At 35.9% G+C, this 13,306-nt stretch carries 11 protein-coding genes and 1 pseudogene; 6 read left to right on the top strand and 6 right to left on the bottom strand.

Annotated elements, in window-relative coordinates:
* Window positions 1-55: 55 nt before the first annotated feature.
* The gene (locus tag P618_RS03670) at window positions 56-652 is read right to left on the bottom strand and encodes a nucleoside triphosphate pyrophosphohydrolase family protein (RefSeq protein WP_156918987.1); all 597 of its coding nucleotides are present in this window, start codon (window positions 650-652) and stop codon (window positions 56-58) included.
* 398 nt (window positions 653-1,050) lie between these two features.
* Between P618_RS03670 and P618_RS03665 the strand changes: the two genes are divergently transcribed.
* A complete protein-coding gene (locus P618_RS03665) occupies window positions 1,051-1,659 on the top strand; it encodes a haloacid dehalogenase-like hydrolase (protein WP_021826886.1) in 609 nt (202 codons plus the stop codon).
* A 19-nt stretch (window positions 1,660-1,678) separates the two neighbouring features.
* Window positions 1,679-2,887 (top strand): pyridoxal phosphate-dependent aminotransferase, encoded by a 1,209-nt coding sequence (locus P618_RS03660; protein WP_021826887.1) that lies wholly within the window; start codon window positions 1,679-1,681, stop codon window positions 2,885-2,887.
* A 135-nt stretch (window positions 2,888-3,022) separates the two neighbouring features.
* Here the strand turns inward: P618_RS03660 and map are convergent, their stop codons facing one another.
* A complete protein-coding gene (gene map, locus P618_RS03655; RefSeq protein ID WP_021826888.1) occupies window positions 3,023-3,787 on the bottom strand; it encodes a type I methionyl aminopeptidase in 765 nt (254 codons plus the stop codon).
* A 570-nt stretch (window positions 3,788-4,357) separates the two neighbouring features.
* Between map and sfsA the strand changes: the two genes are divergently transcribed.
* Both sfsA and P618_RS03645 read left to right on the top strand, forming a co-directional pair.
* Entirely contained in the window at window positions 4,358-5,095 is a 738-nt protein-coding gene (gene sfsA, locus P618_RS03650) for a DNA/RNA nuclease SfsA (RefSeq protein WP_021826890.1), read from the top strand.
* 75 nt (window positions 5,096-5,170) lie between these two features.
* A complete protein-coding gene (locus tag P618_RS03645) occupies window positions 5,171-6,880 on the top strand; it encodes a metal ABC transporter solute-binding protein, Zn/Mn family (RefSeq protein WP_021826891.1) in 1,710 nt (569 codons plus the stop codon).
* Between the two features lie 473 nt (window positions 6,881-7,353).
* On the opposite strand, the gene gyrA is transcribed toward P618_RS03645, so the two are convergent.
* The 4 genes from gyrA to P618_RS07875 all read right to left on the bottom strand — a co-directional run bounded on the left by gyrA (window position 7,354) and on the right by P618_RS07875 (window position 11,192).
* Complete coding sequence (gyrA, locus tag P618_RS03640; RefSeq protein ID WP_021826893.1) at window positions 7,354-10,053, bottom strand: DNA gyrase subunit A; 2,700 nt, start codon at window positions 10,051-10,053, stop codon at window positions 7,354-7,356.
* 65 nt (window positions 10,054-10,118) lie between these two features.
* Window positions 10,119-10,430: a DNA-directed RNA polymerase subunit omega gene (gene rpoZ / locus P618_RS03635; RefSeq protein WP_021826894.1), complete on the bottom strand. Its 312-nt coding sequence runs from the start codon at window positions 10,428-10,430 to the stop codon at window positions 10,119-10,121.
* A gap of 2 nt (window positions 10,431-10,432) precedes the next feature.
* Window positions 10,433-10,564, bottom strand: a complete 132-nt coding sequence (locus P618_RS03630) for a ribosomal protein bL36 (protein WP_040458419.1) — start codon at window positions 10,562-10,564, stop codon at window positions 10,433-10,435.
* 454 nt (window positions 10,565-11,018) lie between these two features.
* A complete protein-coding gene (locus P618_RS07875) occupies window positions 11,019-11,192 on the bottom strand; it encodes a hypothetical protein (protein WP_021826897.1) in 174 nt (57 codons plus the stop codon).
* 319 nt (window positions 11,193-11,511) lie between these two features.
* Between P618_RS07875 and ytpR the strand changes: the two genes are divergently transcribed.
* Both ytpR and P618_RS03620 read left to right on the top strand, forming a co-directional pair.
* Window positions 11,512-12,681: a YtpR family tRNA-binding protein gene (gene ytpR / locus P618_RS03625; RefSeq protein ID WP_024161168.1), complete on the top strand. Its 1,170-nt coding sequence runs from the start codon at window positions 11,512-11,514 to the stop codon at window positions 12,679-12,681.
* Window positions 12,682-13,306 (top strand): annotated as a pseudogene (locus P618_RS03620) (hypothetical protein); the annotation flags it as partial.

Raw genomic sequence — 13,306 nt, 5'->3', positions numbered from 1 at the left:
TTAAATAATTTATTTTACATTGTTGATAAAATATTTATTGAAGATAAAATGTAAGCTAAGAAAGATCTAGCATAGGATAACGTTGAGAATAGTGTAAATATTTTGGATGCTCTTGAGAAAGGGTAATTTGACTTAGGCATGTCCACGTTTTAAAAACTCCTTTTATTTGTTGTTTACGCGCGAATTCTTTTTTCAAATCATCTTCAGTATAGTCTAATGCTTTTGTTGCTTTAATAACAGTAAGACAAAGATTGATGATCTCTCTTTCTAAAGTAGGAGTTTCTTGAAGAATTTCAGCTTGTTTGACAAGATGTTGAGCGATGTCAAGTTCTGATTCATGAGCAGTCTGAGTTTGATCTAAAAAATTTTTAAGAATAGGAGAGGCAAAAAAATCAAAATTAGGCTGATTATTTAATTCTAATAAAGCCTGAGCTGCTTGCACGATATCTGCCAATTCACTTAATGCGTGAACTTTGTCGTGATGGTGTATATCATCCAAAACTTCCTGGGCTTCCTCAAGTATTTTTTTTTTTGCATAAGTGGCGCGTTCTGCCAAACCAAGTACTCGATACACTCCTTCAATTCTCTGATCATTGTTCAAAGATTGAACTTTGTCTCTAATCAATTTATCACATAAAAAAATTTTTTTCATTTTTACTCTGTTTGCTTTCAACAAAGCCATTGTACAAAATAAAATGAAAATAAAAAGCAAAATTTTTTTAGAAATTATGTATTTCTTTTATAAGGTAAAATCGTTTCGAAAAAAATAAATTTATTAATACGTGATTCCTCACAAAAATAAACTCTCCTCTCAAAAATTAAAAACGTATATAAAATATATAAATTTATTTTTTTTATTATTTCAATTAAATCACATTTTTTTATTTCTGATTATTCAATTTATATAGAAAATTCAGTAAATCAGTTCAAATTTGCAAAATAAAAAATTTTAGCGTAAAATTTCTCTACACATAAAATGTCCTTTACTCATGAATCACCTTAATATCTACGTAAACGTATTTTTTCAACACATTTAAGATTGAGGTTTTTATGAATTCTCAAGTATTAGCTTTGAATAGACCTTCCCCCCAGGAGCTTTTTAAAGCGTTGTCGTTAGATCAAAATTTTTTTCCTGTATGTATTGATTTGGATTTCACGTTACTGCGAACCAGTTCTTTGTATTTTTTTTTTCCACAAGCTTTTTTAAGTATTTTTGAGTTACTGAAAACTCGCTCCTGGGCAGCTTTTAAATGGAAGATCAGCCAAAAGTATTGCTTAGATCCAAAGCGAATTCCCTATCGTCCTTTTTTAATAGATTTTCTTCAACTTTGCAAAGAAAAAAATATTCCCTTAGTACTTGCAACAGGCGCAGCTTATCCTACAGCTTGTTCCATTAATACGCATTTGAAGTTTTTTGATCTCATCATCAGTAGCACACAAAACGTTCATTGTGTGGGCTCTGTGAAAGCAAAAGCACTGACAGATCGTTATGGAAAAGAAAAGTTCTATTATTTTGGAGATAGTCAAAAAGATATTTTTGTGTGGAATCAGGCACATAGTGTAGTTGCTTTGAATCCTTCAGCTTATTTTTCTCATGTTATTCAAAAACAGTGTGTTGGAAAACGCTGTATTTTTTTGTATGATAGAAATGAATTTTAGATAAACACGCTCGAATTTTATGATCATATCTAATACTGTTTCGAAGTTAGCGCCTTCTGCTACGTTGCAGATGTCTAAGAAAGCAAAATTTTTAGAAAATCAAGGATATAAAGTATTTGATTTCAGCGTAGGAGAGCCAGATCTTTTTCCCCCTGACGTTTTGTTTAGTGAAGCGTTAAATGCGATAAAATCTAAGGCTCACACATATACTCCAGTTTCTGGAACGCTCCCTTTAAAAGACAGTATTCTGAAGTACACTGAAAAATATCAAAATTTATCTGGATGGACTGCTCGGCAGGTTTGTGTTTCTACGGGGGCAAAACAAGTTATCTATAATGCGCTTATGGCAAGTTTAGAAACATCTGATGAGGTCATTATCCCCAGTCCTTACTGGGTTTCTTATCCAGCTATTGTAGAATTAGCCAAGGCTCGCCAAGTCTTTGTACCTTGTGAAGCACACAATGATTTTAAGCTAACATCAGATCAGCTAGAGCGAGCAATTACGCACAAAACCAAATGGCTTATTTTGAATTCCCCCAATAACCCTACGGGAACCGTTTATGATACACAAACATTGTATGAACTTGCAATGATATTAATGAAGTTTCCTTCTGTTTTTATTTTATCCGACGATATTTATGAATCTTTGTCGTATACTCATGTTCTTTGCCCACATTTGTTACATGTGTGTCCAGAACTTCAGTCTCGTATGTTAGTAGTTAATGGAATTTCTAAATCTTTGGCCGCAACAGGCTGGAGATTGGGATGGGGAATAGGACCTGATAGCTTGATTGAAGCCATGGAAAAAATACAATCACATAGCACATCAGGTTCGTGTTGTCTGGTTCAGAAAAGTGTAGAACATGCTTTAAATACGATAGAGATTGAGTCATACTTAAATAAAAATCGACAAATTTTTAGCTCTCGAAGAGATGTTTTGATGAAAGCATTAAAACGACTACCCGGTGGAGAAGCGCTTAAATGTCCTGAAGGTGCGTTTTATGTATTTTATCCGTGTTTAGAGTTGTTGGCGCATCCGAAAATTTGTGGTTTAGGTTGGAAAACTGACACAGAGCTTGCAGAAGGAATGCTACAATACATGCAAGTATGTACAGTTCCGGGGTCTGAATTTGGAAAAAGTGGATATCTTCGATTTTCTTACGCCGTTTCAATTGATGTGATAAAAGAAGGTGTTGCTCAAATAGAAAATTTTTTAAAGATCTGTTAGAACAAAAAGAACATTCTCTGCTATATTTTTTGAAACTTAGAAAAATAAACTTAAAAAGTATATCTAAAAAAATTGTCGATCAAATAATAAATCGACAAAATTTTTAGCATACGAAACGTTATAAAAAATTTAATTTTAGTTAGAAAGCGTAAAAATTTCACATCCTGTTGTTGTTACGCCAAGACTGTGCTCCCATTGCGCAGATAACGTTCCGTCTTTGGTTACAGCGCTCCACCCGTCTTTTAATAATCGAACTCCAGATTTTCCCATATTAATCATTGGCTCTATAGTAAAAAACATTCCCTCTTTTAAAACTAACCCGGTTTTTGGCGCTCCAAAATGCAACACTTCCGGCGCGTCATGTAATTTTCGACCGATTCCATGTCCACAAAAATTTCGAACCACAGAGAATCCAGAAGATTCGACTTTTTTTTGAATGAGATGCCCAACATCCCCCAAAGTCACGCCTGGCTTGATAATGCCTATCGATTCCATCAAGGCTTGATAACAAATATCAGTTAATTTTTTTGCAGAATCTTCAGGAGAATCAACATAAAACATGCGAGCAGTGTCCGCATACCAACCATTTAATCGTAAAGAAACATCTATATTTACGATATCTCCTGAATGTAATTTGCGCTCACTAGGAATTCCATGACAAACAGTTTCATTAACAGATATACATACAGCACAAGGAAATCCAACCTCTAATGGAGCAGGAAATGCACCATGATCCACAATATATTCATGACACAAATGATTGAGAGAAGCCGTCGAAACTTCAGAAACTATATAGGGACCAATCATATCCAGAACTTTTGCAGCCAGCTGACCAGCATCTCGCATTCCCTTCCAAGCTTCAGGATCTTTATAAATTGGAATTTTTTTATTCCAGCTCATGAAAAAATAAATAATAAACTTTTCGAAATTGTATAATATCTATACATAAAATGTCAATGTTTTTTTATATGCAATTTTTATTTAAAAAAATTAGATCGATATCACATGGGAGTAAAAATTTTATTACAACATCCCTTGTATAAAATCTAGGATATACACCTTAGCGTTTTCTTCTGGATAATCATACATATCTTCATAAACCTAAACCTATTTTACTTATAGGCGAAATTTATAGCTTAAAATACCCCTGCTCTCTTGAATGGAACCTCATTAGGAACTCTCCCCAAAATAGAAATCAAAATGTTCTGATTTTTACCACTTTTCATGATATATGAGTAAATTTTTGATGAATAACTCTCTATACTTAATATTTTTTCCGTGAGTTCATCGTAAATACGTTCAACGCCTAAAATAATAAAATCAATGCATCCATAGCTATTCTAAAATTTATCCCCCTTTGTAAGAGAGAATTTTTTTTGAAAAAAGGACTTATAATCTTTGTTGGTCCTCATGACATTAGATAATCTTTAGCATATACTTTATTAAAGATAAGGTAATAAAAATCGTTACGTGAAATTTTGGACCCCTCCACAAAGAGGAACGCTGATTCGGCGATACAAACGTTTTTTCGCTGATATTGAACTAGAAAATGGAGAGCAAGTCACGGCACATTGTGTGAATACCGGCGCAATGTTAGGACTGACTCATCCAGGCTCTCATGTGTGGGTATGTTCTAAAAAGCCTGAATCTTTAGGAAAACTGCCCTTTGTTTGGATGATGGAAGAGGTACAAGAAGCACACATAACACAAACAACCCTGGTGGGAACAAATACATCCATTCCCAGTATTTTGATCAAAGAAGCGTTGACAGAAGAAAAATTTCCTGAATGGAAACATCTAAAAAGTTTTAAAGCTGAACCTAAAATAGGATCTTCCCGTTTAGATTTTTTGCTAACATTTTCCAACGATTCTTTTATGTGGATTGAAGTCAAAAATGTTCATCTCACGCATCATCATGTAGCTTTGTTTCCAGATTGCGTTACTCAAAGAGGAACAAAACACTTGCATATTTTGACACAACTTGCGCAACAAGGTAAGAGAGCTACAATGATTTACGTTGTACAACGCCATGATTGCTCTGCATTTCAAATAGCAGGATTCATTGATTCAGAATATGGAAGCGCCTTTGAAACAGCATATAAAGCAGGGGTCACGATGTTGGCTTATAAGTGCAAAATGTCTTTTGAAGAAATTACACTTGATTGCGTGCCTTTAAGCATAGGTGGCGTACGTTGGCAGACATTGTAATTACTTAATGCATTGAGCTTGATAAAATAACTTTTAAAACTAACTTCAGATAATCATTTAACCAAAGGTTTGTTTATGTCTCTTTTTTTTTCTTTTATAGCACCTGTACTGTGTCATCCTTTTTTGCAACGCGCAATTATTTTGTGTTTGTTATCATCTATTTTATGCGCTCTTATGGGATCTGTTTTAATGTCTGGGAGAACAGCTTTTTTAGGAGACGCACTTTCTCACGGAATGTTACCAGGCATTACACTGGGAATGAAAATAAACGGTCCTTGGTGGACGATAAGCCTTATGGGGGCAGTATCAGGAATTTTTTTAACAGCAATTACGTTATGGACATCACGTCATAAAGCCTTAGATATGAATAGCAGTATAGCAGGAATTTACTTATTAGCTATTGCAATCAGCATGTTTTTTGGAGGTAGTGATGATTTAATGCACGCATTTTTTGGCTCCATATTTATTGTACCAGAAAGTTATGTGTACGTCTTGACTGGATGCACAGTGGGATCCGCGCTCTTTTGCCATTATTTTTGGAATGATTTAAAAGCGCATAGCTTTGATGCAGAATTTTCCTATCGAGCTTACCCAAAAATGCGCTGGATTTATAAAGGATGGCTCGCATTATTTGTATTAAATGTCGCCGTTCAGTTTCAAGGTATGGGATCTTTGGTTATTTTAGGATTGACTGTTTTGCCCTTTTTGAGCTTTTATGTTTCCGGAACGCACCTTAAACACATTTTTTGGAAATCTGCACTTTGGAATTTATGCGCAACCTTATTTTCGCTATTTTTATCCTGTTATAAAGATCTGCCGTATGGACCCACATTGTTAATTATTTTAGGCGCAGGATACGCAAGCGCATTAATTTATAGCAGAATAAAGCTTCCTTATCTATGGCGTTTGTTACTTGTGTGTTCTTTTTCTTGTTATGCACAAATACAGCGACCTTATATTATTACTTCCTCTTTTCTATTAAAGCATATTACAGAAAAATTATTACCCAAAAATTATAAAATTGAGGTCATATCAGGAAACACCCAAAAAAATCATACTCATTTACACCATTTTCCTTGTAATGCAAGGGCAATCAAAAACATCTCTAATGCAAGTTTAATTATTCTTCATGGTAAAGGAATTGATATACAATGGTTACCGATCTTAAAATCATTAAAAACTAACGCAAAAATTTTAATTCTTTCAGAAAAAATTACTCCTAAAAAAAAATTTGATAAATCAAGAAAAAACTTTTACGATGAGCTATTTTCTGATGGCCATGTTTGGCACGATCCTTATTACGTTATTCAGTACGTTAAAATCATTTCTAAAACAGTTTTTGAACTGTATCCAGAGGACACAACTAAACATTATGCCTGCGCATACATCAACACTCTTAATAAATTAGACACCTGGATTGCAACACAATGGGAAAAACGTAAAACAGCTTCAGGACTAGTATTTCACAACTCTATGCCGCATTATCAAAATCGTTACGGTGTAAAATTATACGCGCTTTCTGAATCTAGAGAAGCACAAGGAAAATGTTTAATGGGGCTAAAAAAACTTAATATTTGCGCAATTTTTCCAGAACACAGTCATAATTACGAGGGAGCTCGCCAATTAGCTCAGGACTTAAAAGTCAAATTAGCAGATCCTTTATGTATTGACGATTTGCCGTTTGGAGAAAGTTATGTCAGCATCATGAAATATAATACAAAAATTTTATGCACAGCGTTGACCCAAGGCACACAAAAAAAAATTAAAACTACATATAAAAAATAGTGAAAAAAATTTGTGCATTCAGTAAGTAATAAAAAATTCATTAGATAGAATGTTTGTACATCTCATTAAATAAAAGTCTCTAAACGTAAGTACGTATTTTTTTAACTTTTACCAAGTTTTAGATCAGAAGCATATTTTAATATATGTTGATCAAAACTAAAAATATACCAAAACATAACTTATTTCTATCATTTTTCTTTCAGTATAACAAAAAAAATTGCATCTAATTCACCCCCAATAACTTTTCTCAAGCAGCAGGAAGGTGACAAAGTTTGCGTTTTCATAACTCCCGAAACATGTGTAATTTCGGGATATACACTGCTGTACCGTTTTTCAATTCACCCAAGGCCTGATCCTCACTAAACACAAAGGAACACAAGAAAACTTAAGCAAATAAAAGAAGCAGCATTTAGACTTTTTTCAAAACACACGAACTATTCATTTGATATCGCTTTGAGCTACACTTTTTTTGTTTATTCTGCTAATTCCTCTGAAGTATCAATAGTTTCTGATGAAACCACTGCTACAGAAACCACGGTCTCTCCTTTATCTAAACGAAATACGCGAACACCTTGAGTTCTTCTTCCTGAAATACGAATATCTTTGACAGGGCAACGCAATAATTGACCTAAACTCGTCAACATCAAGATTTGATCCTGATCTTTCACAGGCATTGCCTGAATTACTGCACCAGTTCGAGACGTAATCTCCATCGTTGCAACTCCTTGTCCCCCTCTATGCGCTCTACGATATTCATAAGATGATGTACGCTTACCAACTCCCTTCATAGTTACACATAAAACGAACTCTTCTTTCTCTTCCATTTCTTTAAATCGGGCTTTGAGAGCTTCATCGTCATCAGAATACACAATAGTATTTTGATTAAGAGGCAATGACGCATCTAAAAATTGCTCGTCTTTTCTGTTCATGTACGCTTCAATTTCTTGGGCGCTCCAAAGTGTATGCATTAATAACGTCATGGAAACGACGTAATCTTTTGGTTTTAGTAAGATTCCTCTAACTCCAGTGGAATTTCGACTATTAAATTGACGCAACTCTTGCACAGAAAATCTTAAACTTTTTCCTTGGTGCGTGGAAAGTAAAATATCTTGATTATCATCCGCCAATACAACACGAATGAGTTGCTCTCCATCGTCCAATTTCATAGCAATTTTTCCGTTCGCCCGAATAGTAAAAAAATCTGAAACCGCATTTTTCCTAACATTCCCCTGAGAAGTCGAAAAAACAATAAAAGGAGGAATATTTTCTTTAGGTAGCGGAAGAATAGTAGCGATTTTCTCGATATCTCGTTCTAAAGGAAAAAATGCGATCAGAGGTTTTCCACGAGAAGACGTCGTTCCTAAAGGAAGTTCGTAGACCTTCATTTGATAGGCAATGCCTTTCGAAGTAAAAAATAGTAAAGGTCGATGCGTATCGGCAACAAAAATCTGACAGACCGCATCTTCTTCTCTAACATCCATTGCATTTTTTCCACGACCTCCCCGTTTTTGACTTCGGTAAGCATCTAGAGGTACGCGCTTAATGTATCCATTTACACTGACCGTTACAACCATATCCTCACACGCAACCAAATCCTCTGGAGACTGTTGAAAATACTCTTTCTGCAATTCTGTAAGACGTGGAGAACCAAATTTTTGCTTAATATGCAAAAATTCTTCCTTCATCAACGCATCAATTTTAAGATCATCCCTTAAAAGCTCTAAATAATACTGAATATTTATTTTTAATTTTTCTAACTGATTAGAAAGTTCTTGCTTTTCCATTCCAGTCAGTCTATGAAGTCTTAATGATAAAATCGCAGAAGCTTGTTCTTGAGATAAATGATATTGTGACAAATCTTGCATATTCACATTCTGGTCTTCCAGCAACGCTAAGTACTGATAAATCATGCTGTCTATCTGCCACACTTTTGCAATTAATGCTCTAAGAGCTTCATCTCGATCTTTAGAAGATTTAATTAATTCTACGACCTCATCAATATGAGAAATCGCTATATAAATCCCAATTAAATTTCGAATAGCCTCCCTATCTTTGCGTAGATAGTATTGAGTTCTGCGTACAACAACTGTTTTTCGAAATTCCAAAAAAGCCTTTAACACTTCCATTAAAGAAAGCTGGACTGGGTACCCGCGATGAAGCGCCAGCATGTTGACCGAAAAAGAAATTTGTAAATCGGTTAACACATAAAGCTGATTTAATATGACCTGAGCCACAGCATCTTTCTTGAGTTCAATCACAATTCGAACACCTGATCGATCAGACTCATCTCGAATTTCTGACATCCCTTCAATTTTTTTTTCTCGCGCTAACTCTGCGATGCGCTCGACTAAAACAGCTTTGTTCACTTGGTAAGGAACATCGGTAATCAAGATGCACTCCCGATCTTTTCCGTACGGCTCTACCTGTGCTTGCCCGCGAATTAAAAATGTCCCTTTTCCAGTTCGGTATGCCTCTTCTATTCCTTTTGTTCCTAGTATGATGCCCTTTGTGGGAAAGTCTGGACCAGGTAACACTTTCATGATGTGTTCTAACTCAGCATCTTTCTGATCTAATAGCAGACAACATGCATCCAAAACTTCCGATAAATTATGGCAGGGAATATTTGTAGCCATACCTACTGCAATTCCGCTTCCTCCATTGACAAGAAGATTTGGAAACGCAGCAGGTAACACGACGGGCATTTTTTGAGTGTCGTCATAATTAGGTTGAAAATCTACTGTTTCTTTATCATAATCCGCCAATATAAAATCAGACAATGCGCTTAACCGGGCTTCGGTGTAACGCATAGCAGCAGCACGATCTCCATCCATAGATCCAAAATTTCCGTGCCCATCTACGAGCTTTTCTCTCATAGAAAACCACTGAGCCATACGAACCAAAGCTCCGTAAATAGGATCTGTTCCGTGAGGATGGTATTTTGCAACAACTTCTCCTACAACGTTTGCAGATTTTCTGTGCGGACGATCATGACGAAATCCTAACACTTCCATAGCATACAAAATACGACGATGTACTGGCTTTAAGCCATCTCGAACATCAGGGAGCGCACGCCCCACGATAACGCTCATGGCATAATCAAGGTACGATCGTTGAATTTCTTCTTCTACAGGAACGCAAACAATTTCTAAAGCCTGAGCATTTAATTTATCCATAATTTTTACCTAATACGCGTTATGTCATCTTACTGAAGATTATTTACTCAAAGACAACACACCTATCAAAAGATCGTCAAATTTAATGCAGATAACATAACAAAAAAACTAAACACCCGAGAGTTTCGAAACCCCTCGATCAACATTTCTTTTAAATCGCCAGGATTAACTTTTTTCAAAGCAATTTCCTGAAGCGCTACAACAGAATCTTTATGCCCGTCAGGAGACACCATTGCTTGAGCTCCGTAAGCCAACTCCTGAGCTCGCTTAGATGCAAGCAACACTAGAAGAAAAGGATCTGAAATGTTTTCTAAACACGCAGAGACAAGAGCCCTGTTTTCAATAAAAGGACCGTCTTGTTCATTGCTTTTTGTCATACTTATTTGCTCCCCTGACGCACTTTGTTGCGAGGATTTTTAGGATCGATCAGGTACAACCGCTTCCCTCTGCGAATCAATTTACATGTTTTGCTACGATATCTTTTTTTTCCAATAGAAGAAGCTACTCGCATATTATCTCTTTTTAAAAAAACCGCTAATATTCTACCAGAAATAAAAAGGCAAAACAAGAGACATTCGTTGTATCCGACGTTAAAAAAATGTTTGAATCCGTTGATCTTGACCACGAATGTCCCCCTACAAAAACAATCAAAGCGTCACCGTATTCTCATTGTGTTCTATCTCATGTTCGGTTTTTCAAAACAAAGTTTTAAGTCATGCACAGATTATTTTAGAAGCTTTTTTAAAAAAATGAAGCGCAGCATGACTACGGCTTAAACATTTTGCAGTTTGCTCCTTTTTCTCTTGTTTTTGAAAAAAAACGTTAAATTAAGCAAATATACGTCTCCACAAAGGCCATTATGTCCTAAACATTACCAATCTGCATACACACTGCCTGAAATATTTTTTTTTGATTTGACCCCAGCTTTTTTCTATCAATGATATACGCTACCACTGACTTTATTCCTATTTATCGAATAAAGGAATCCGTTTAAAAAAATAATTTGAAAAAAATAGTTGCGCAGCCAGCATAGCATCACCGTGAGAAAAATGATGAATAGGAATGTCGTATAAAAAATAATGAGAGCTGATTTTTAATGAAAGTAAAAAAAGAGCGCACAATAAACATACGTCTGACATTCTTATTACAGATACTAGAATCGTTATTTTCAGGAAATGTAGTAAAGTTATAGACTACGTATACAAAAGCATGGTATGTTAAAAAAATATTCAGATCATATTCTATTTAGGCGATTTCAATTTTGACAAACTAATATCAGTCTTTACTTTCTTTTATACTTTAATGCATGAACTTTAATTTAAATTTATTTCACAACTCGTACATATGTGGTTTACATGAATTTTATCGCTTAACGTATCTATTTTTTTTGACTGTTCCTTGTTTTGCGCAACATAAATTGCTAGAATGACTTAGAGAGTAAAATGCATACGTTTCATTATGAAGTTCACTTGGTCTTGGCTTAAAGATTTTGTAATTCCCCGAGAAACCCCCGAAGGGTTGGCTCGTCGTCTTACGGAAAGTGGAACTGAGACCCAAGTTTTCGACTTGTATTCGGATTTAAAAGATTTAGAAATCGTTCAGATAGAAAAAATAGAAGCACATCCCAACGCTCAGCGTCTAAATTTGTGTACAGTCAGCACACAGCAAGGGCCTATTACGGTCGTGTGTGGCGCGTCTAATGTGCGTTTGGGAATGCTGGTGGTTTTAATTCGCTCAGGTCAACGTCTTCCAGGAAACGCTTACTCGCTTTCACCAACAATTATTCGTGGAATAGAAAGCTCAGGAATGCTGTGTTCTGAAAAAGAATTAAACCTTGAGGGAGTGTTTGAAAACCAAGAAGAAGGAATTTTAGAAATTTCTTCTTCTGAAGCTCTTGGTAAAACTCTTGCTTGTGTGTTACCAAAAGATTGGCTTTTCGATTGCGAAGTAACACCTAACCGAGGAGACTTGATGAGTGTTTTTGGTATAGCAAGAGAGCTAGTTGCTTTGAACGCGGCGCACTGGAAAGATGTTATTTGGCCACACCCCCTTTCTCAAGCAACATTCACCACTCTCCCTGTACATGAAATTCGCGTAGAAACGGATTTATGTTATCAGTTTCATATGGCTCAGGTTCAACGCCACTCTAAGAATCCGTACTGCGCTCCAGCATGGGTTAAACGTCGCCTAAAAAATATTCAAAAATCTTTGTGCCACGATGTTGTGGACGCTTTGTCGTATTACACGCATTGTTTTGGAACGCCATTTCATGTATTTGATGGAAGCACTCTAAAGTCTCCTTTAGTCGTTGATCAGCTTAAAGACCCAGCGTGTTTTACCGCGCTTTCCTGCAAAGAAGATCCAGCAAAAGTTATTCAAATTCCTTGTGGTTCGATCGTATTGAAAGATGAAGGAGGAATTTTGGCCTTAAGCGGTATTTTGGGGGGAGATTCTTCAAAGTATCAGCCCTCTAGTACGCTGTTATGCGTTGAAGCGGCAGAATTTGATCCAAAAACGATAAGTCTTACAGGACAAAAAGCTTTGCTCATGACGCATTCAAGAAAAATATTTGAGCGCGGAATAGATGGGGCGGAAGTCAAGAATCATCTTATTCAAGCGTTAACATGAATGAGATTTTCAGAAATTAATATTCACACAGTTAAACCTTACGTTGCAAAAAAATCTTCTGAAATCCATCTTTCTGTAAATTATTTTAAAAATTTCACAGGGTGTACGAATTTAGGAGTAGAAGAAATGAGTAAACGTTTAGTACGTTTAGGGTGTCGAGTTCGCACTCAAATTGAGAAAGAAGACGAAATTATGCATGTTGTTCCAGCGCAGTTTCGCAAAGATATCGAAGAAACACCAGATCTGATTGAAGAAATTTTGAGATTTGGTGGTTGGTATCAAGAGGTGCCCTCAACCCCTCCTCTATTGTCTGCTTGCTCTCCTAAATTTTCTCTTCTTCACCAACGCATTCGCGATGCATGCGCTTACCTGGTGCATCATGGCTTAGGTGAGGCAATTACTTGGTCTTTTATGAGCTCTAGTAAGGCTCGAGAGTTTTCTACGTTAGAAGAAGACGCTCTCAAAGAAATGACGCTACTCAACCCCATAGCTAAAGATATGGCAGTTATGCGCCCTTCTATCCTTTCTAATTTGGTAGATTTGGCGCTTTGGCACATCTGCAATCATCTTCCTGTTCAAGGAAGGTTTGAATGGGGACCTGTATTTTTTTCAGGACAGCCAAAAG

Origin of the sequence: Holospora obtusa F1, assembly GCF_000469665.2 — a bacterium.
Taxonomy (GTDB): Bacteria; Pseudomonadota; Alphaproteobacteria; order Holosporales; family Holosporaceae; genus Holospora; species Holospora obtusa.
The sequence above is the reverse complement of the archived record's forward strand: the minus strand, read 5'-3'. Positions and strand labels throughout refer to the sequence as shown.

Bases quoted from the DNA above. Each gene is read 5' to 3' on its own strand.
- P618_RS03670 (WP_156918987.1), bottom strand. From the start codon at position 652: ATGAAAAAAATTTTTTTATGTGATAAATTGATTAGAGACAAAGTTCAA.
- P618_RS03665 (WP_021826886.1), top strand. From the start codon at position 1,051: ATGAATTCTCAAGTATTAGCTTTGAATAGACCTTCCCCCCAGGAGCTT.
- P618_RS03660 (WP_021826887.1), top strand. From the start codon at position 1,679: ATGATCATATCTAATACTGTTTCGAAGTTAGCGCCTTCTGCTACGTTG.
- map (WP_021826888.1), bottom strand. From the start codon at position 3,787: ATGAGCTGGAATAAAAAAATTCCAATTTATAAAGATCCTGAAGCTTGG.
- P618_RS03645 (WP_021826891.1), top strand. From the start codon at position 5,171: ATGTCTCTTTTTTTTTCTTTTATAGCACCTGTACTGTGTCATCCTTTT.
- gyrA (WP_021826893.1), bottom strand. From the start codon at position 10,053: ATGGATAAATTAAATGCTCAGGCTTTAGAAATTGTTTGCGTTCCTGTA.
- rpoZ (WP_021826894.1), bottom strand. From the start codon at position 10,430: ATGACAAAAAGCAATGAACAAGACGGTCCTTTTATTGAAAACAGGGCT.
- P618_RS03630 (WP_040458419.1), bottom strand. From the start codon at position 10,564: ATGCGAGTAGCTTCTTCTATTGGAAAAAAAAGATATCGTAGCAAAACA.
- P618_RS07875 (WP_021826897.1), bottom strand. From the start codon at position 11,192: ATGTCAGACGTATGTTTATTGTGCGCTCTTTTTTTACTTTCATTAAAA.
- ytpR (WP_024161168.1), top strand. From the start codon at position 11,512: ATGAAGTTCACTTGGTCTTGGCTTAAAGATTTTGTAATTCCCCGAGAA.